The following is an 18280-nucleotide window of genomic DNA, read 5'->3' as shown; positions in this document are numbered from 1 at the left end:
GGCGCTGGAAGAACGGCTCCAGCACGATCAGCGGCGCTATGACGACGCCTGAGGCCGCGGCGATATCGCCTGCCAGCAGAGAAGGTCCAATCCATCGATTTCGATGCGCGGCCTACTCCATCAGTTCTCCGTGGGAGGGACATCCTACTTGACCGAGCCGGCGGTCATACCGGCGAGGAAGAACCTCTGGGCAACGAGGTAGATGAGCAAGAGCGGTAGCGAGCCGAGCACGCTCATTGCCATCATCTGGTTCCATTCGAAGGCGTGCTGCCCCATCAACAGCTGGATACCGATCGGGACGGTGCGCATGGACGTTGACTTCGTCAGCGTCAGCGCAAAGAGAAATTCGTTCCAGCACAACAGGAAGGTGTAGACCGACGTCGCCACGATACCAGGCAGTGAAATCGGGACGATCACCCGCCAGAGTGCGGTCCAGCTGCTGCCGCCGTCGACAGCCACCGCTTCATCGAGATCGCGGGGCAAGGTGTTCAGATATCCCGTCATCAGGAGGATCGCGTAGGGCAGCGTAAACACCAGGTAAGTCAGGATCAGTGCGACGTAGGTGTCGAAGATGCCATACGAGACGACAAGCCCGAAGAAGGGGATCAAAAGCGTGATCGGCGGGATCGTCTGCGTGCTGATGATGAGTGTGTTGAGGCTGCCCTTGCCGCGGAAATTGAAACGGCTGAACCCATAGGCCGCCAGCAAGGCGATCAGCACCGTCAGCACGGTCACCGCCCCGGCCACGAAGTAGCTGTTGAAGAAGAAGCGCAGCTTTACCGGGTCGCCAAGGATGGCCGCATACGCTTCCAGCGTGAAGGCCTTCGGCAGGACGGTTGGTGGCAGGGCAAAGATTTCGGTATTCGACTTGAACGAGCTGCTCAGCATCCAGTAGATCGGGAAGGCCGCGAAAAAGAGCCCTGCGGCAAGCGCGACATGCAGCGCGACGGTGATCAGCCTGTCTTTCGGCGTGTGCCTTTTCCTCATGGTGACTACCGAGCCTTTTGATAGCGGATGTAGAACAGCGTCAGGCCGAGAGAGATCAGCAGGATGACCACGGCGCTTGCCGACGCCTGCGACAGGTTGTAGCTCGAAAACGCCAGCTTGTACGTGTAGGTGCTGAGGACCTCGGTCGAATAGATCGGACCGCCGCCCGTCGTTATCCAGATCAATGGAAAGACCTGCATGGTCCAGATGAAGTCGAGCAGCGAGATGCTGATGATGATCGGCATCAGCTGCGGGATCGTGATGAAGATCAGCTTCTGGTAGGCCTTAGCCCCGTCGATATCGGCGGCCTCGTAGAAATCCTTGGGAATGCCCTGCAAGCCTGCGAGCAGGCTGACCATGAAAAGCGGGTAGCCCGCCCAGATATTGGCGAAGGTGACGGCGTGCAGCGCGGTCTCGGGCGAGGAAAACCACTCGACCTTGGAACCGATGATGCCGATTTGCATGAGAACGCTGTTCACGACACCGTTCGGCTCAAGCAGGAGGCGCCAGATCACGGCGATAATCACCGCGGTGAACAGCCAGGGCAGAATGTAGAGCACGCGCAGGATATTGCGCAGCGTCGGATTGATGCGCTCGCTGTTCAGCATGAGCGCGAAGATCATGCCGATGGTCATGTGGAAAATGACACTCATGCATGTGAAGTAGAGCGTGTGCCACAGCGAAGCCCAGAACACCGGATCGTTAAAGATCGCCTGGTAGTGTTTCAGTCCGGCAAAGGACGGGTCACGACGCAGCACCGCGCTGTTCTGGAACGAGTAGGCAATCACCGTCACCATCGGCAGCAGCATCAGAAGCCCGATTATGAGCAGCGAGGGCGACAGATAGAGGTAGGGTGCGACCGCTCGTTTCAGCTTGTGGTGGGAGCGCTTTTGCCGGGTCATGTGCCAACCTTGGGATACGCCTTCAGCGAGAAGGTAAGCTTCGGAAACAGGTCCATCTCAAATTGCCGATCCGTTGTTGCCGGGTGGCCTGCCCGAAGTCAGGCCACCCGGTCGAACATAGCAAACGGGAAAAGGCCGATCAGAATTTCGCCATCCAGCCCTTCTGAGCGGTGGCTGCAGCTTGTTCCGGAGACTGCTCGCCGGCGAGCATCTTCTGGGCTTGAACGTCGAACTGGGTCATCAGGTCTTCAGCCACCGGCAGGCCCGTGAACTCATTGGCGAGATAACCGGTCTTGAAGATTTCGAAAGCCTTGCCGAAAGCTTTGTCCGAGGTCACGAAATCGGGTTTGGCGTTGACGTTGCCCGGGAAGGCGTTTGCAAGCGACACGAGCTTGGCGTTCACCTCTTCACTCATCAGATATTGGACGAGTTTCCAGGCTTCCTCCTGATGTTTCGAGGCAGCAGAGATGCCGATGCCCCAGGAGGCATAGGGAAGGCCGCGCTTGCCGGTATAGTTTTCTACGACCGGGACCGGGATGAGGTCGAAGTTCAGCTTGGGGTTGCGTTTGCGGATGAGGTTCACATGCGCGAGCGAGTCGATCATCATCCCGACGCGGTCGTTGACGAATTCCTCGACCTTTTCCTGCTCGGTCTTAGTGGCGATGCCGGGCGAGATGGTGCCGGCGTCGTTGAGTGATTTGACGAAGGTGAGCATATCCACCACCGGCTTGCCCTCGAGAGCGGGCTTGCCGTTCGCCATCATCGACTGACCCGAAGCCCAAACCCAAGACATCATGTCGTTCTGGACGCCGGATGGCGTTTGCAGCGACAGGGGCAACACCCAGCCATACTGGTTCTTGTCGGCGTGCGTCATCTTCTTGGCGGCTTCGAGAAACTCCGCGCGGGTCGACGGCAGCTTGGTCACGCCTGCCTGGGCGGCGAGGTCCAAATTCACGAAGACCGGATAAACGAAGGAAGCCACGGGAAACATCACCGCCTTGCCGTCCACCTTGATGATGTCCGCGACCTGGCTCTTGTCGAAACCACTCGCATCCATCATCGGACTCATGTCGGCGAGTGCGCTCTGCGCATTCAGATTGTTCACCCAGGCGCCGTCGAGACCGACGACGTCGCTGAGCGTTCCGGTTGCGGCACCCACCGAGATCTGGTCTCGCGTGGTCGCGTAGGGGCCGCTGACCAATGTCACCTTGATTCCGGGGTTTGCGGCCTCGAAGTCATCCATGATTGCCCTGAGCGAGCCAGCCGGCAATTCAGGCTCCCACCATTGGGTGAATTCCAGCGTCGTGTCCGCCATGGCGCTGGTTGCGCCAAGCAACCATGCGGCCGCGGCTATTTTCAGCATCGCGGGTTGCATCCGAAACATCATTTTCTCCTCCTTCTACAAGATCGACCGCACAATGCGGACGATCGTCTGGTTTATTCAGAAGCCTTCTTGCGAGTATCTTTCGCAGGCGCCTCCCTCTCGCCTGCGGTCTGCTGCAGATCTTCAGATCGCTAGATGCGTCTCGGGATCGAAGAAATGGAACTTGGCATCATCCACGGCCAACCGGATTTCCGAGTCGGAGTGGATGGCGCTGGCCGGTTCGAATCTCGCCACTGCGTTCGATGCCAGGCCAAAATCCTCCGCTGCGTCCGGATCGCCGGAGTCCACCCGGACCGCGTCGATGTTCAGGTGGACGATATGTTCAGAGCCGAGCTCTTCGATCGAAGTCACCTTTGCGGGTATCGTCTGATAATTGCGGCCGGATTCGAGGCTGCTGTCATAAAGATCCTCGGGCCGTATGCCGAACACGATCTTGCAGCCCTCATAGGACCTCAGAGCGGGCCTGCCGACGAAAGCTGCATCCTGCAATCGGATGGCGAAGTCGCGAAAACCGAGCTCGCCGCCCTTTAGGGTCGCTTCGAAAAGGTTCATCGACGGAGAACCGATGAAGCCGGCGACGAAGGCATTCACCGGCGACTCATACAGTCTCTTGGGTGTGTCGACCTGCTGCAGCACGCCGCCCTTCAACACCGCGACCCTGTCGCCCATCGTCATCGCTTCGATTTGGTCGTGGGTCACGTATATGGTCGTTACGCCGAGCTGCTTTTGCAGGCTGGTGATTTCGGCGCGCATTTGAACACGCAGTTTCGCATCGAGGTTGGAAAGGGGTTCGTCCATGAGAAAGGCGGCCGGCTCGCGTACCATGGCGCGGCCCATGGCAACCCGTTGGCGCTGTCCGCCTGACAGGTTCGCGGGTTTGCTGTCCAGCAAAGACGTCAGCTGAAGGGTTTTGGCGATCTCGCCCACGCGCTTCTTGCGCTCGGCCTTCGGCTTGCCTGCCAGCCGCATCGAAAAGGCGATGTTTTCGAACACCGTCATATGCGGGTAGAGTGCGTAGCTCTGGAAGACCATCGCGATGTCGCGGTCCTTGGGCGGCATGTCGACGACGTCGACTCCGCCGATCCGAAGACTGCCGCTGGTGATGTCCTCCAATCCCGCGATCATTCGCAACGCGGTGGATTTGCCGCAGCCGGACGGCCCGACGAGAATCAAGAACTCGCCGTCCTCGACCGATAGGTTCAATTGGTCGATTGCGCGAAAATTGTTCCCGTAAGTTTTGCAGATATTCTCTAGAATGACTTCTGCCATCTTCCTGCCTCCACAAGTATAAGCCAATGATTCTTATAATTCTTCTCGGCTTATGTTCACCTGCGAAATGTTTCCTCGGATAGTTTCAGGCTATGTTCCAGTATCGACATACGCATTTTTCAGTTCGACTGCTGACGGCGCGTTCGTCGATGCCAGGAGTTCCGTGACCTGGTCGTCGGTCGGAAGCGCCTCGCGCCCGCCACGCCCCGTTATCGAGAGGGCCGCCGCCGCGGCCGCGAATGCCACCCGGCCTGCGGTGTCGGCTCCGCGCATCAACGCATGGGCGTAGGCGCCATGAAAGCAGTCACCCGCGCCGGTCGAGTCGACGACCACAACCCGGTGCGGGGGCAGATGCCAGAGACCTGTCTCTTTACGCCCGCGATAGTACACGCCCCTGCCGCCATCGGTCAGAACCACGGCGGACCGCGACGGCGACCACAATGCATCGAGCAACTCGGCGGGCGATCGGCGCCCTGTGGCAGTCCGCGCAAAGCCGAGGGGAAGAATGAGATGGTCGCAGAGCGCGATCAGCCGCTCCGTGGCTGGGCCGCAGCTCCATTCGATATCGCCGAGGATCGCAAGGCCGAGATCGCGAGCGCGAGCCACGACATCCAGCGACCGGATCGCCTAGCTATCGACGATCAGGACAGTCGCGCGGCTGAGGACCTCGTCCGGGAAGTCCGACGCGGTGCCCAGCATCGCGTCGTCCTCATACGCGATGAACCGTTCCCCGTCCGAGCCGACGGTAATGTGCGAGCGCACCGGGCGCGCGTCCGGGTGGCGCGGCGCGAATTCGGTTTCAACACCGCTCGCAACGAGATCGCGCAGCACGGCGTCGTCAGCGGCGCTGCCCAGCCATCCGACGAACCCGGCGCTTCCGCCGAGCCGCGCGACGGCGGCTAGCGCCGTCGCGACATTTCCCCCGAAAGACCGGGCACTATGCAGAACCTTCCCCTTGCCCGCCGACAACGGCTGATCGACATAGACGATGTCGTCGATCGCAATAGCGCCGAAGCCGAGGATTGAAGGGACGGTGGGCATCGTTCAGGCACCCGCCTTTGCCAGGGCGTCTTGCGCCGAAAGGCCGTCATGGATGACGCCCCGAAAGGCAAGCGCAGCCTTCTCCGGATCGCCATGCCCCCAGAGATTGCGGCCTACCACGGCACCGCGTGCGCCGGCACGGATGGCGTCCGCCGTCTGCTTAAGCGCGCCGAGCAGCGTATCGGTTTTCGGACCACCCGCGATCACAACCGGCACCGGGCAGGTCCGGACGGTCTCTCGGAACGACTCGAAATCGCCCGTGTAGCCGATCTTGATCACGTCGACGCCGGACTCGTAGCCGATGCGCGCCGCATAGGCGATCTCGTCGGGGGTGAAGACGATCTTTGCTCCGTCGGTGAAATCGCGAGGGTAGATATGCGCCACCACAGGCATGCCGTAGCGGGCCGCTGCATTCACCGAATCGGTCAGCCAGCGTATGTATTTGCCCTCGGTGGCGCCGCGCACCGGAATGGCCACGGCCAACGCATCGGCCCCGGCGCGCACCGCATCCTCGGGCGTTGCGATCAACTCGCTGATGCGATCGTCCGGAGTGAAGCAGCCCGCCTGAATCACCAAGGAAGCCCTGCCCGCATATTGCGGCCACAGATGGCGCGCGGTGCCAGGCTGGATGCTGACGTAGTCGGGTCTGCCCGCCATGACGCGGGCAAGCGCACCCGGCAGGTCGGCAAGGCCGCCTTTGCGCACGTCACCATAGCCGACGAAGTGGTCGACGGCGCCGCCAAAAAGGTTCCCCGATGGATGCGAGAAGAGGCGCGCAAGACGCACCTTGGTTCCTAGGCTCATGAGTGCAAAATTCCCCAATCGTTTGATTTCAAAATCCTGGACCCAGTGTTTCCGAAAGAAATAAGAAAAACAATCTTTCGAAAGCTTTCGAATTTGCGTATTTTTGCTAAGGTGAGCCGAGGCCAGAGCGGTTGCTTGGCGCAGGGAGGCAAGGGCAGGGCAATGTTGTCGGAGCAGAGACGCCAATCGATCCTGGGTGAGGTGCAACGCAGCGGACAGGTTCGCACGAAGGACCTGTCAGACGGGTTTGGCGTGTCGGAAGTCACGGTGCGCTCCGACCTCGAGATACTGGACCGAAAGGGACTACTGACCAAGACCCGTGGAGGGGCGGTGACCCGTACCACCGATTCGACTACGGCCGCGTTCGCCCGGCGGATGCAAGCCAACCTCGACGCAAAGAAGCGCATCGCCCGGGCGGCGGTAGACCTCTTCGAGGACAACCAATCGGTCATCTTCGACGGCGGCTCGACATTGATGCAGCTTGCCATGCAGTTACCGCCGCTCAGCAATGTCGTGGTCGCGGCCACGGCCATGAATATCGTGCAGCACCTTATGCATCGTCCCGGGCTCGACGTTCATATGATCGGCGGCCGGGTCTATCCCGACACGGTGAGCACACTGATCACCGATGCCGATACGGCTCTCGGCGGCTTGGTGGCGCATCAGGTCTTTGTTGGAGCGCATGCGATAGACTCGTCACTGGATGTGGTCGACGTGAACGAAGACATGGCGCGAACGAAGCGAAACCTCGTTCGCATGGCCCGGCGCGTTGTCCTCCTCGCCGATTCGAGCAAATGGGGCGTCAGCGGGACCTCCAAGGCATTTTCGCTGTCGGCCGTCGATGTGGTGATCACCGACGATGGCCTGCCCGGTCCAATACGCAGCCAGCTTGATAGGACCAGGGCCAAGGTGATCTATGCCTGAACCCGTCTCGGTCCCTGACCGCGACGGAAAGATCCAGTGCGCGCATGACCCACGGGATTCGCATCGGCCGTTGGCCGTTTTTTCATGTCAGTCATGTTCTCCTCCTCAAGGCTGGCGGCCCCCAATGCTGCGCCAGCCTTTTCACATGCTCTATAAAAATTTTACGCGCGTCAAGATTTAAAATGTTATATAGCGGCTTTCGACTATGAACCTTGCCGTAGCCAGGCCATGACCTAGAGGTACGATCTGAAATGCACAGAAAATCAAAGACAAAGCTCGGCGTCGGCGTCATCGGATGCGGCAACATCTCGATGACCTATTTGCGCAATGCGGCTCTGTTCGGCGGGGTAGAGCTCAGCGCCTGCGCCGACATTTCGGCCGATATGGCTGCGCTGCGCGCCAGGGAGCATGGCATCCGCGCACTCGGCGTCGACGCGCTGCTGGCCGACCCGGACATCGATCTTGTTCTCAATTTGACGATACCGGCGGCGCATTTCGACATTTCGCTTTCGGCGCTTTCGGCGGGAAAGCACGTCTTTACCGAAAAGCCTTTGGCGACATCGGCCGCCGACGGCCGCCGGCTGGTCGAGGAGGCGAGGGCGCGCGGGTTGCAGCTCGGCTCGGCTCCCGACACCTTCCTCGGCGCTGCCGGACGGCGGGCGCGCCGGCTGATGGATGAGGGTGCGATCGGCCGCGCTGTGACCGGCACCGCCTTCATGATGGGGCGCGGCATGGAGCACTGGCATCCCAATCCGCAATTCTACTATCAGCCAGGCGGCGGCCCGGTCTTCGACATGGGCCCTTACTACCTGACGATGCTGGTCAACCTGCTCGGCCCGGTCGAGCGCGTCATGGCGATGGCGACGCGCGGTCAGGAGGAACGTCTGATATCAGCCGAAGGTCCTTACAAGAACACCAGCTTCAAGGTCGGCACGCCGACCACCATCCTGTCCCTGCTGGAGTTCCGCTCTGGCGCCACCGTCACCTTCGGCGCGTCCTGGGACGTGTTCAAGCACTCCAACCATCCGATCGAACTGCACGGCACCGAAGGCTCGCTGCGATTGCCCGATCCCGACACATTCGGCGGCACAGTTTCGCTCTCGGCGCGCGGCGACTACTGGGCTGATTTCGCCAGCGAGGCCCAACTCTACGGTGCGCGCAACTGGCCCTATGTCGCACCCGACCGCGCCAACTACCGCATGCTAGGCGTCGCCGATCTTGCGCGGGCGCTGGCCGATGGGCGCAAGCCCCGCGCCTCCGGCGATCTGGCGCTGCATGTTCTGGAGATCATGGAAGCGATCCTGGCTTCGGGCGAAAGCCGCGGCTCAATTGCCGTCAATGGGACCGTCGACCAGCCGCCGCTGCTCGGCGAGGACGAGGCGGCAGGTCTGCTTGCCTGACGGGGAGGGAGATCCATGATGACATCGCCTTCAGCGCCGTCCCTGTCCCCACTCGACCCGGAAGCCCGGCATGTGCTCGAGCTCGGCCGGCAGGCTGACGCCTTGCCATTCGAGACCGGTACACCGCAACAGGCGCGCTGTGCCTACGAAGAAGGCCTTCCGGACCAGCAGGGTGAGCGCGAGCCGGTGGCTTCGGTCACTGAGCGCGCCATCCTTGGACCCGGCGGTTCGCTGACGCTCAGGATCTATCGCGGGCAGGACGCGCCTGATGCAACTGCCCCGGCGCTGCTTTACCTGCATGGCGGTGGCTGGGTGATCGGCAATCTCGATTCCCATGACGAGATCTGCCGCTGGTTCGCCAATATGGCGGCTTGCGTCGTCGTTTCGCCCGCCTACCGGCTGGCGCCGGAGCACAAATTCCCGGCCGCGGTCGAGGATTGCCGCGCCGTGCTCTCCTTCATGCAAGAGGCACCTGGCGATCTCGGCATCGACGCTCGGCGCATTGCCGTTGCCGGCGACAGCGCCGGCGGCAATCTCGCCACGGTGCTTAGTCTTCTCGCGCGGGGCGATCCTATTCCGTTGACCGCGCAGCTGCTGTTCTATCCCAACACTGATGCCGCGCAGACGGCGGACAGCTATCGCCGCTTCGCCGAAGGTTTTGGCCTGACCGCCTCGACCATGGCCTGGTTTCGCGATCACTATGTCCGCTATGCCGCCGACATCGACGACTGGCGCGCCTCGCCACTCAGGGCGGAGAGCCTCGCCGGCGCGGCGCCAGCCTTCGTCGCCATCGCCGGTCACGACATCCTCGCTGATGAAGGCGAGGCCTACGCCGGGCGTCTGCAAGATGACGGTGTGCCGGTCGTGCTGCGGCGTTGGCCAGGCCAGATCCATGGTTTTGTTTCCATGGGCCGCCATGGCACGGCAGCGCGACAGGCCGTTGGCGCTGCGGTCGCCGCATGGCGCGGCTTCGATTCGGCTTTTGGGAAAGATCAGGCCGACTGACGCATCACCAGCGTCGCATCGAGACTGACTTTGGGTGCGACCGCCGTGTCGTCCTCCTCAAGCACCGCCAGCAGCATCTCGACGCTGCGCCCGGCCATCGAGGCGAAGTCCTGCGCCATGGTGGTGAGACCGGGGCAGGTGTAGCGGCTGAGTGGATGATCGTCATGGGCGGCTACCCGCAGGTCGCAATCGCCCTTGCGGCCGATCTTGAGTCCGCGCGCATAGGCGGCGGCCATCACGCCAAAGGCCAAGCGGTCGTTGTTGCACAGGATGGTCTTTCCCGCCAGGCCGCCATTGTCGAGCATCGTTTCCGTCTGCTCGTAGCCGATCCGTTCGAAATCCCAAGTGTAGTCCTCGGTGTTGCCGATGACGACCGGCTCATGCCCGAGCCGCTTCATCGAGGCGACATAGCTCTCCAGCCGTTCCGGCGAGTTGTGGTTGACATGCGGGATGTCGAAATAGACCGGGGCGCCGCCGGACCGGCAAAGATAATCGACGATGGTCGAGACGCTCTGTGCGTTGTTGTTGCCGACGAACGGCGTCCCGCCTTCGAGATAGGTGTCGAAATAGACGACCGGGATCGCCTGCGTCAGCTTTTCCAGCGTGCGGTGGTCCGAGCGCACGCCGAGCGGTGCGATCAGCGCGCCGGAGACTTTCAGCGACAGGATCGTTCGCGTTGCCTCCACTTCGAGTTCGCGCGAGCCGTGCGAGGAGATCACGATCGGCCAGTAGCCCTCGTCGCGCAGCCTGAGTTCTATGCGGCTGACCATCTCCGAATAGAAGGGATCGGCCACCGTCGGCACCATGATGCCGATGCTGCGGGTACGCTTGCGGTTGAGGTTGCGCGCGAACAAATTGGGCTGGTAGTCGGACGAGCGCAGCGCTTCCTCGATGCGCTTTCGCGTCGCCGGCTTGACGCTGGTCGGATCGTCGAAATATTTCGACAAGGTCGGCCTGGAGACGCCACACGAGCGCGCGAAGTCCTCCATCGTCTTGTGCTTCATCGCCAGCGATTCCCCGCCTTCCGGAAACCTCGTTCCTTGTGCTGTCCGGCACCTACTTACGGTGCGCCGGCGTGCAACCGCAAGGCAAAATTTTACAGAAAACTGTAGCTGTTTTAACGCGTATAATAAAATTATTCCACGCGTAAATTTATTAATTGGCGCAAAAAGTGCAAGCCGTATTGACTCCGGATGTCGGTTGCCGCCAGGCACAATTGTGCGCGACTGAAGTCCGCAGTCGGACTGGAGCGAAACGCCGGGAGGAATTCCGCGATGAAGAAGCTGGTCTCAGCCGGCGAGATCCTCGTCGAGATCATGGCCGAGCGTATCGGCCAGAGCTTTCTCGAACCGGGCCCGCTGCTGGGGCCTTATCCGTCCGGCGCGCCCGCCATCTTCATCGGCCAGGCCGCAGCGCTCGGCCAACCCGCCGGCCTGATCGGCGCGGTCGGCGAGGACGATTTCGGCCAGTTGAACATCGAGCGGCTGCGGACCCTGGGAGCCGACGTGTCGGCGATCGCGGTTCACAAGGACCACGCGACGGGCACCGCCTTCGTCACCTACCGGGCGGATGGCAGCCGGCACTTTGTCTTCAACATCCGCAACAGCGCCGCCGGCCTGGTCGGGATCGATGCCGCTGCTACAAGCATGCTGGCCGGCGCCGACCATGTCCATATCATGGGCTCGTCACTGTTCTCCGACCGCGCCACCGATGTCGCGTTGTCGGCGATCCAAACGGTGAAGGCCAAGGGCGGGACGGTGTCCTTCGACCCCAACATTCGCCGCGAGATCATGCAGGCCTCCGGCATGCGCGAAGCGCTCGACCAAGTGCTCAAGCAAACCGATGTCTTCCTGCCGAGCGGCAACGAACTGTTCCTGTTTTCGTCGGCCGGCGACGAAAAGGGCGCGGTCGACGACCTCCTGCAGCGCGGCGTTTCCTGCGTCGTCCTCAAGAAGGGCGCCGACGGCGCCGCCTTCCACGACCGTCACGGCACGGTGGCCTTGCCGGGCTTTGCCATCAACGAGGTCGATCCGACCGGCGCCGGTGACTGTTTCGGCGCTGCCTTCGTCTCATTCTGGCTTCGTGGTGCGGCACCCGCCCAGGCGCTCATGATCGCCAATGCGTGTGGCGCGCTAGCCGTTACTCGCAAGGGGCCAATGGAAGGTGTCTTTCCGCTGGCCGAGGTTGAGGCTTTCGCAACCACCGCCGGGAGGGGCCGGCCGTGAGGGCCGCGATGCAGAGATTTGCCAGCATCGCGGTGAAGCGCGCCGCGGGTGAGAAAGGCGGCATCGCCTCGATCTGTTCGGCGCATCCGCTGGTGATCGAGGCCGCGCTCCGCCACGGCGCGTCGCGCGGTTCCGATGTGCTGATCGAGGCGACCTGCAACCAGGTCAATCACGAAGGCGGCTACACCGGCATGACGCCCGCCGGCTTCCGCAGCTTCGTCGAGGGCCATGCGCAAAGGGCCGGCCTTCCGCTCGATCGCCTGATCCTCGGCGGCGATCATCTCGGTCCCAATCCGTGGAAGCATCTTCCTTCCGCCGAGGCGATGACGAAGGCGAAGGCGATGATCGACGCCTATGCCGGCGCCGGCTTCACCAAGCTGCATCTCGACACCAGCATGGCTTGCGCCGACGATCCAGCCGCGCTTGCCGACGAGACCATCGCTGCACGCGCCGCCGCGCTTGCGGCCGTCGCCGAGGCGGCGGTCGAACGCATTGGCGGCGAGAAACCGGTCTACATCATCGGCACCGAAGTTCCGGTGCCGGGCGGCGCGCTCGAAGCGCTCGATCATATGCATGTCACCGAACCCGATGACGCCCTGCGCACCGTCGAGATCCACCGACAGGCATTTTCGCGCGCCGGCCTCGATGCTGCCTTTGCGCGTGCGGTCGGCGTCGTCGTCCAGCCGGGCGTCGAATTCGGTAATGCCGAGATCATCGCCTACGCGCCGCGGAAGGCGACGCAGCTGGTCGCCGTGCTCGGGCGCATGCCGCAATTCGTCTTCGAGGCGCATTCGACCGACTACCAGCCAAACGAGGCCCTTGGGGCTCTGGTGCGCGACGGCTTCGCCATCCTCAAGGTTGGACCCTGGCTCACCTTCGCGCTGCGCGAGGCGTTGTACGGGCTGAGCCACATCGCCGACGTGCTTGCGCCAGACCCGTCCCGTGAAAGCCTACCGGCGGCGATGGAGCGCGTCATGCTTGCCTCGCCGGACAATTGGCAGAAATACTATCCGGGTACGCCGGACGAGCAGCGCGTGCAGCGGCACTTCTCCTTCAGCGACCGCATCCGTTACTACTGGCCGACGCCCGACGCACAGCACGCGACACAGACGCTGCTGGATTTTCTGGGCGACAGGGACATTCCCCGCCCTTTGATCAGCCAGTATCTGGGGCAACTCGATGCCGAGGTTGCGGCAGGTCGGATCGAGCCCGTCGCGTATGACCTGCTGATTGGCAGCATCACCCGTGTCTTCGATTCCTATGGGCGTGCGACGTTACAGTAGCGCGGATCGTCCTAGATTCGCCGTTGCAGGGTCGAGCCGCGCCCGGAGGACGCGCGTGATCTAAGATGTGCGCTCAGCCGACACACGCGGAGGCTATGCCGGACCTTCGAAGTTGGGCTGCTGTTGGACTAATATAAGCAGGGCACAGCCAATTCGATGGTGAGAGCATCGCGGAACCATACGGAACGATACGGGAATACTTCTGATTTTGGCCCACGAAAAACCCAATCAAATCGACGTTTCTAGCACATCCTCCGGGCCCACCATTGTTATTATTTATCAATGACTTAGCGGTGTGTTTTGGCTCGGGTAGCCAAGTAATAACTGGCGAACCGCCGTCCATAGCGTTTGATTTTATTGACTTATGGTGGGCCTCCGGAGGCCGCAGATGTGTTGCCAACCGCCGGTGGAGTGTCAGGATCGTTTATCAAGTGCTTGAACGACGCCGGCAGGGTGTTCGGAATAGAAATCCGCGCATAGTCCCGTAGGCAATCAACCTCGAATTACTGTCTGGATGCTACATCGGCCATCGCCGCACCCCACCCTGCGGCGATCTCGTAGCCCATGCGTGAGAAGCCGAATTCGCGATCGAATGTGTTCGGCGCTTTGACACGCCAGTTCTTCATGACCTCGCCCGGGAGGCCGCCAGCAGCGGTGACGACCAAGTCACGCTCGCCGGCGCGGAGTTCACGACGGCGTTCATTTGGCGTAGCTGGGAACAGGCCGGCGACGTCAGGCAAGACCGTCCGGCTGCAGCTAGCAAGTTAATCGCGACCCACGGCGGACCGCTCCGTACGCGCGCGCGGCGTACGGCAAGCTGCTAGCCTCAATCTCCGGATGAGATCAGAGTCGCTCAGACCGGGTCTTCAGGATCTGGTACAGCACGTTTCGGATGCGCTGCCAAACGGTTAGCCGGTTGATCACGCCTTCGCCTCCTGTTCATCGCAGATGAATGGGCTGCGGTTCAGATGATCTGTGCCGCCAGCGCCACGCCGACCAACGACGTGCCGACCCCTGCCGTGCGGATGGCTCGCGGCCAGCGCCGAAGTGTTAGGGCGGCTAACGCGCCGGTCGCGTGAAGAGCCGAAGTAGCGACCACGAAGCCGACCGCATAAGCGATGCCGCTGGCCGTCTCGGGAATTTCGAGGCCATGGGCATTGCCGTGGAAGAGGGCGAAGAGAGCAGTCAGCGAGGCGGCCACAGCGAGCGGAAGCGGCTTGGCAAGCGCCATCATGGCGCCGAAGACCACCAGCGATAGCGTTATGCCGGTTTCCAGTGAGGGCAGGCCGATGCCGGCGATACCGAGCAGGGCGCCAGCGAGCATCGCCGAGACAAAGCACGACGGCACGATGATGATCCCCTTGCCGCCGGCGCGAGCGGCAATGATGCCTACAGCCATCATGGCAAGCAGGTGGTCCATACCGGTCAGCGGGTGCTGAAGGCCGTCTACAAAGCCGTGGGCATGAAAACCGCCGCTATGGGCGAAGGCCAATGAGGGGATGAGGGTTGTGGCGGCTGCCAGGGCGAGTCTGTCGAAGAATGAAAGCGTTCTGTTCATGGTTCTGGACCTGTTTGATAGGAGTGCGATCGGTTCAAGGCCGGTGCTCATTGTCCGCCCCTGGCATGGTGAATTGTGCGGCGCCGGACCTCTCGGCCAGAAGCCGCGCCTCGCCGAAGTCAAGGGGCGTTTGTGCCTTGCCGTTGTGGTAGACGAAGGCTAGGCGGCGCCGGCGCGACGTCAGTTTCGCGGGCAGCGGGTGATAGGTGACGCCGGCGCCACCAATCAGCGGCATGACGGCGCCGACATCGACCATGTCCTGCGTCTCGACGCGCAGAAGATGCAGCCGCACGCCGTCGGCGGTCTCGCCGACGAACGGAATCCCGGCGAGGCGCAGGAAACTGGAGGGGTCGGGCGCCCGCGAAAACCCTTCGAGAAACGCGATCTCGAGGAGATCGAGATCCGTCGCCGGCGCGTCGGCGGGTTCGGGCGCATGGTCGTGCGGTAGATGCGGTGTCTGCCATTGCAACGGCTTGCCGGCCGGCCCGTTGTGGCCGACGGGGTGGGGATGGTGATGATGACCGTTCGGCTCGTGATGGTGACCGTCGCCATGGTCATGGCTGTGGTGGTGATGATCATCGTGCATGGTCAAAAGCTCGTCGGCTTGTCGATGATGGATTTGTGTTTGCCGAGATTGCCGTGCGCGACCATCGAGCCCAGCGCCTCGACGACAACCCGCACGCCAAACAGCGCCGTGATGTCTGACGTGTCGTAGGGCGGCGACACCTCGACCACTTCCAGTCCGCAGATGCCGGGCGCCGACACTAGCCCGAGCAGCTTCAGTGCCTCGCGCGGCAGGAAGCCACCGGGCTCCGGCCAGCCCGTACCCGGCACGAAACCGCAATCGATGCTGTCGACATCGAAGGAGATGTATACCGCGTCGGTGTCCTTCCATGCGAGCTCGAGCGCGATCTCCGCCGCCTTCTCCAGCCCCATCTGTTCGATATCGGAAATCGTCAGCACGTTGGTGCCGCGCTTCCGCGCCTCGGCGACGCCGTAGCGCGGCACCTGCCAGCCGCCGATGCCGAGCTGCACCAGATTGGTGGCCGAGACGTTCGGCAAGTTGGTTGCCCAGTACCAGGGCGTCGTGTGCATACGTTCGTCGAGATCCTTTTCCTGAATGTCGATGTGGCGGTCGAAATGGATGATGCCGATGCGCTTGGAGGTCACGTCGGCGATACCGCGCACGCACGGAAATCCGATCGCATGGTCGCCGCCGAGCATGATCGGCAGCGCCCCGGAAGAGGCGACATGGCTGACGCCCTTGGTGATCTGGTCGAAGCTCTTTTCGAGATTGGCGGGGATGGTGAAGACGTCGCCGGCGTCGCAAAGCGTCATCTGCTCGCGCAGGTCGACACCGAGCTCGTAATTGTAAGGCGTGTAGAGCGCCGAGATGCGGCGCATGCCTTGCGGCCCGAAGCGGGCTCCGGGCCGGTAGGTGGTGCCGCTGTCGAAAGGAATGCCCATGACGGCAGCGTCATATCTGCCGACATCGCGGACGTTCTCGACATAGGGCGCCTTGAGGAAGGTGTTGATGCCGGCGAAATGCGGCAACTCGCCTCGCGCGAATGTCGGGATCGACTTGTCGATGATCGAATCCGATCCGGGCAGGCCCATGTCGAGTGCCCATTTCTGTTCCTTGCGCCAGCCATCCTCAGGCAGCTTTCCTTCCGCCTCGATCGACTTCCAGCCCTGCATGTCGCGGATCTCGAAGTTCGGATGGTGGAAGCGTTGGCGTGGCTGGTGGTCGGTGAGCCCGGCGCGACGATGCCGGCGTTCTGGACTATCTCTGTGCATGAAACCTCCTTCACGACGCCGTCGTCGCGATTGCGCTATCCAGTCGGGTCGTCCCGACCATCGCGGCCACTTCGGCCACGTCTCGTGCGGAAGCCCGGTGCTTGCGGTCGAGCTTCAGATCGTAGGTGATCGTCGCGCCATAGGCGGACGGGAACTGGGGGTCGTGGCGCACCTTGTCGAAGACCAGCACGCGGGTGCCGAGCTTGAATGCCTCGCCGATATCGTGGGTGACCATGACCACGGTCATGCCGTGCTCGGTCCAGAGCTCGGTGAGCAGCTCATGCATCTCGATGCGAATACCGGGATCGAGTGCGCCGAACGGCTCGTCGAGAAGCAGGATCTGCGGCCGGCCGAGCAAGGTCTGCGCGATCGCCAGCCGCTGCTGCATGCCGCCAGAAAGCGTGGCCGGATAGAGATCGCGCGCATGGCCAAGCCCGACCCGTTCCAGCATGGTTTCGGCTTCTTGCCTGGCGCTTTTGCGCCTGGCGCCGAAGACGCGGCCGAACGGTCCGCCCGAACGGAAGTCCTCGACCAGCAGCAAGTTCTGCAGCGCGGTCAGATGCGGGAACACGGAATAGCGCTGGAAGACGATGCCGCGCTGCGGCGTCGGTTCCGGCACGATCGGCTGGTCGCCGACGACGACCACGCCGCCACTTTGCTGTTCCTGGCCAAGCAGGATGCGCAGGAATGTCGATTTTCCACAACCGCTGGCGCCAACCAGCGACAGGAATTCACCCGCTTCGGCGGAGACATTGACCCGTTCCAGCACGCGGGCGTCGCCGTAGCTCTTCTCCAGCCCATGGACGAGGATCCGGCTCATCTGGTCCGCACCGGATGCGCCCAGGGCGAGATGATGTGAGAGAGCCGCACGAGCAGCCAGTCGGTCATCACCGCAAGCAGCGTGATCCAGGCGACGTAAGGCAGGATGACGTCCATCGATAGGTAGCGACGAACGAGGAAGATGCGGTAGCCGAGCCCCTCGGTGGAGGCGATGGCTTCTGCCGCGATCAGGAACAGCCAGGCCGGCCCAAGCGCCAGCCGTACGCAAGTGATGAGGCGCGGCATGACCTGTGGCAGCACCAGCCTGAGCACCATGGTCCAGCTGTTGCCGCCGAGCGTCTGTGCCTTGGCGACGAGCTCCGGCGGCAATTCCATCACCCGGTTGGCGATGTCGCGCACCATGACCGGTGCGACGCCGAGAGCGATCAAGGTGATCTTGGCCGTTTCGCCGAGGCCGAGCGCAATGAACAGGATCGGCAGCAGCGCCAGTGGCGGGATGACGCAGACAACTGTGACCAAGGGCAGCAGAAAGGCCCTGACGCGCGGGATGAAACCTATGGCGACGCCGAGGCTGAGCGCCACCAGCGTGGCCATGCCGACTCCGGCGAACAGCCTGATCAGGCTGGCATAGGTGTCGGCCCACAGGATCAGGTCGCCGGAGCGCTTGTCCGGCACTGTCGCCAGGTCTGAAAAGGCCGACCACATCTGTGCAGGGGAGGGCAGCAGCTTGTCGCTGGGATTGACCGCCAGCCTTTGCGACGAAGCGAAGAGATAGGCAATCGCCACGGCGGCAAACGGCAGCGTCCCAAGCAGCAACGCTCCGCCGCGCGAGACCGTCGCGTTGATGAGGCGAAGCCGCGCTTTCGGCCTGCTAAGTTGCAGGCGCGCGACTTCGGGGCCTGCTGCGGCCTGCATGATGCC

Annotated in this window: 17 protein-coding genes and 1 pseudogene; 5 read left to right on the top strand and 13 right to left on the bottom strand. The window is 62.5% G+C overall.

Annotation, left to right across the window (positions count from 1 at the left end; all coding sequences use genetic code 11):
• Nucleotides 1-144: 144 nt before the first annotated feature.
• The 6 genes and pseudogenes from NKI47_RS03500 to NKI47_RS03470 form a co-directional block, all read right to left on the bottom strand.
• A complete protein-coding gene (locus tag NKI47_RS03500) occupies nucleotides 145-987 on the bottom strand; it encodes a carbohydrate ABC transporter permease (protein ID WP_192254565.1) in 843 nt (280 codons plus the stop codon).
• Nucleotides 988-992: 5 nt separating this feature from the next.
• Entirely contained in the window at nucleotides 993-1889 is an 897-nt protein-coding gene (locus NKI47_RS03495) for a carbohydrate ABC transporter permease (protein ID WP_352587475.1), read from the bottom strand.
• A 139-nt stretch (nucleotides 1890-2028) separates the two neighbouring features.
• On the bottom strand, nucleotides 2029-3276 hold the full coding sequence (locus NKI47_RS03490) for an ABC transporter substrate-binding protein (protein WP_352587472.1): 1248 nt from the start codon (nucleotides 3274-3276) through the stop codon (nucleotides 2029-2031).
• Between the two features lie 120 nt (nucleotides 3277-3396).
• Nucleotides 3397-4542, bottom strand: a complete 1146-nt coding sequence (locus NKI47_RS03485; protein ID WP_352587469.1) for an ABC transporter ATP-binding protein — start codon at nucleotides 4540-4542, stop codon at nucleotides 3397-3399.
• Between the two features lie 90 nt (nucleotides 4543-4632).
• Nucleotides 4633-5583 (bottom strand): annotated as a pseudogene (locus NKI47_RS35105) (PfkB family carbohydrate kinase).
• Nucleotides 5584-5586: 3 nt separating this feature from the next.
• Nucleotides 5587-6387: a beta/alpha barrel domain-containing protein gene (locus NKI47_RS03470; RefSeq protein WP_352587460.1), complete on the bottom strand. Its 801-nt coding sequence runs from the start codon at nucleotides 6385-6387 to the stop codon at nucleotides 5587-5589.
• 162 nt (nucleotides 6388-6549) lie between these two features.
• Between NKI47_RS03470 and NKI47_RS03465 the strand changes: the two genes are divergently transcribed.
• From NKI47_RS03465 to NKI47_RS03455, 3 genes are all read left to right on the top strand, one after another.
• Nucleotides 6550-7311 carry a DeoR/GlpR family DNA-binding transcription regulator gene (locus tag NKI47_RS03465; protein ID WP_352587532.1) on the top strand — a complete coding sequence of 254 codons (762 nt, stop codon included), beginning with the start codon at nucleotides 6550-6552 and terminating at the stop codon, nucleotides 7309-7311.
• Between the two features lie 251 nt (nucleotides 7312-7562).
• Nucleotides 7563-8711 carry a Gfo/Idh/MocA family protein gene (locus NKI47_RS03460; protein ID WP_352587457.1) on the top strand — a complete coding sequence of 383 codons (1149 nt, stop codon included), beginning with the start codon at nucleotides 7563-7565 and terminating at the stop codon, nucleotides 8709-8711.
• A gap of 18 nt (nucleotides 8712-8729) precedes the next feature.
• Entirely contained in the window at nucleotides 8730-9716 is a 987-nt protein-coding gene (locus tag NKI47_RS03455; RefSeq protein WP_352587454.1) for an alpha/beta hydrolase, read from the top strand.
• Here the strand turns inward: NKI47_RS03455 and NKI47_RS03450 are convergent.
• Nucleotides 9704-10726: a LacI family DNA-binding transcriptional regulator gene (locus NKI47_RS03450; RefSeq protein WP_352587529.1), complete on the bottom strand. Its 1023-nt coding sequence runs from the start codon at nucleotides 10724-10726 to the stop codon at nucleotides 9704-9706. The genes NKI47_RS03455 and NKI47_RS03450 overlap by 13 nt on opposite strands.
• Before the next feature lie 264 nt (nucleotides 10727-10990).
• Here NKI47_RS03450 and NKI47_RS03445 point away from each other — a divergent pair, with 264 nt between their 5' ends.
• Complete coding sequence (locus NKI47_RS03445; protein WP_352587451.1) at nucleotides 10991-11941, top strand: sugar kinase; 951 nt, start codon at nucleotides 10991-10993, stop codon at nucleotides 11939-11941.
• 8 nt (nucleotides 11942-11949) lie between these two features.
• The gene (locus NKI47_RS03440) at nucleotides 11950-13224 is read left to right on the top strand and encodes a D-tagatose-bisphosphate aldolase, class II, non-catalytic subunit (RefSeq protein WP_352587448.1); all 1275 of its coding nucleotides are present in this window, start codon (nucleotides 11950-11952) and stop codon (nucleotides 13222-13224) included.
• A 503-nt stretch (nucleotides 13225-13727) separates the two neighbouring features.
• Here NKI47_RS03440 and NKI47_RS03435 read toward each other — a convergent pair.
• The 6 genes from NKI47_RS03435 to NKI47_RS03410 all read right to left on the bottom strand — a co-directional run bounded on the left by NKI47_RS03435 (nucleotide 13728) and on the right by NKI47_RS03410 (nucleotide 18274).
• A complete protein-coding gene (locus tag NKI47_RS03435; RefSeq protein WP_352587538.1) occupies nucleotides 13728-13964 on the bottom strand; it encodes a thiamine pyrophosphate-dependent enzyme in 237 nt (78 codons plus the stop codon).
• 224 nt (nucleotides 13965-14188) lie between these two features.
• Nucleotides 14189-14782 (bottom strand): HupE/UreJ family protein, encoded by a 594-nt coding sequence (locus NKI47_RS03430; RefSeq protein WP_352587445.1) that lies wholly within the window; start codon nucleotides 14780-14782, stop codon nucleotides 14189-14191.
• Nucleotides 14783-14816: 34 nt separating this feature from the next.
• The gene (locus tag NKI47_RS03425) at nucleotides 14817-15368 is read right to left on the bottom strand and encodes a hypothetical protein (protein ID WP_352587442.1); all 552 of its coding nucleotides are present in this window, start codon (nucleotides 15366-15368) and stop codon (nucleotides 14817-14819) included.
• Nucleotides 15369-15370: 2 nt separating this feature from the next.
• Complete coding sequence (locus NKI47_RS03420) at nucleotides 15371-16579, bottom strand: agmatinase family protein (RefSeq protein ID WP_352578214.1); 1209 nt, start codon at nucleotides 16577-16579, stop codon at nucleotides 15371-15373.
• A gap of 10 nt (nucleotides 16580-16589) precedes the next feature.
• Complete coding sequence (locus NKI47_RS03415; protein WP_023679465.1) at nucleotides 16590-17399, bottom strand: ATP-binding cassette domain-containing protein; 810 nt, start codon at nucleotides 17397-17399, stop codon at nucleotides 16590-16592.
• A complete protein-coding gene (locus NKI47_RS03410; RefSeq protein WP_352587526.1) occupies nucleotides 17396-18274 on the bottom strand; it encodes an ABC transporter permease in 879 nt (292 codons plus the stop codon). Before NKI47_RS03410 ends, NKI47_RS03415 begins: the two co-directional genes overlap by 4 nt.
• Nucleotides 18275-18280: the final 6 nt, after the last annotated feature.

This window comes from Mesorhizobium sp. M0633 (assembly GCF_040320645.1).
Lineage (GTDB): Bacteria > Pseudomonadota > Alphaproteobacteria > Rhizobiales > Rhizobiaceae > Mesorhizobium.
Note: the sequence above shows the minus strand (reverse complement) of the source record. Positions and strands in the feature narration are given on the sequence as shown.

Excerpts from the sequence above, each read along its gene's own strand:
- NKI47_RS03500 (WP_192254565.1), bottom strand. The coding sequence starts at position 987 with ATGAGGAAAAGGCACACGCCGAAAGACAGGCTGATCACCGTCGCGCTG.
- NKI47_RS03495 (WP_352587475.1), bottom strand. The coding sequence starts at position 1,889 with ATGACCCGGCAAAAGCGCTCCCACCACAAGCTGAAACGAGCGGTCGCA.
- NKI47_RS03490 (WP_352587472.1), bottom strand. The coding sequence starts at position 3,276 with ATGATGTTTCGGATGCAACCCGCGATGCTGAAAATAGCCGCGGCCGCA.
- NKI47_RS03485 (WP_352587469.1), bottom strand. The coding sequence starts at position 4,542 with ATGGCAGAAGTCATTCTAGAGAATATCTGCAAAACTTACGGGAACAAT.
- NKI47_RS03470 (WP_352587460.1), bottom strand. The coding sequence starts at position 6,387 with ATGAGCCTAGGAACCAAGGTGCGTCTTGCGCGCCTCTTCTCGCATCCA.
- NKI47_RS03465 (WP_352587532.1), top strand. The coding sequence starts at position 6,550 with ATGTTGTCGGAGCAGAGACGCCAATCGATCCTGGGTGAGGTGCAACGC.
- NKI47_RS03460 (WP_352587457.1), top strand. The coding sequence starts at position 7,563 with ATGCACAGAAAATCAAAGACAAAGCTCGGCGTCGGCGTCATCGGATGC.
- NKI47_RS03455 (WP_352587454.1), top strand. The coding sequence starts at position 8,730 with ATGACATCGCCTTCAGCGCCGTCCCTGTCCCCACTCGACCCGGAAGCC.
- NKI47_RS03445 (WP_352587451.1), top strand. The coding sequence starts at position 10,991 with ATGAAGAAGCTGGTCTCAGCCGGCGAGATCCTCGTCGAGATCATGGCC.
- NKI47_RS03440 (WP_352587448.1), top strand. The coding sequence starts at position 11,950 with ATGCAGAGATTTGCCAGCATCGCGGTGAAGCGCGCCGCGGGTGAGAAA.
- NKI47_RS03430 (WP_352587445.1), bottom strand. The coding sequence starts at position 14,782 with ATGAACAGAACGCTTTCATTCTTCGACAGACTCGCCCTGGCAGCCGCC.
- NKI47_RS03425 (WP_352587442.1), bottom strand. The coding sequence starts at position 15,368 with ATGCACGATGATCATCACCACCACAGCCATGACCATGGCGACGGTCAC.
- NKI47_RS03420 (WP_352578214.1), bottom strand. The coding sequence starts at position 16,579 with ATGCACAGAGATAGTCCAGAACGCCGGCATCGTCGCGCCGGGCTCACC.
- NKI47_RS03415 (WP_023679465.1), bottom strand. The coding sequence starts at position 17,399 with ATGAGCCGGATCCTCGTCCATGGGCTGGAGAAGAGCTACGGCGACGCC.
- NKI47_RS03410 (WP_352587526.1), bottom strand. The coding sequence starts at position 18,274 with ATGCAGGCCGCAGCAGGCCCCGAAGTCGCGCGCCTGCAACTTAGCAGG.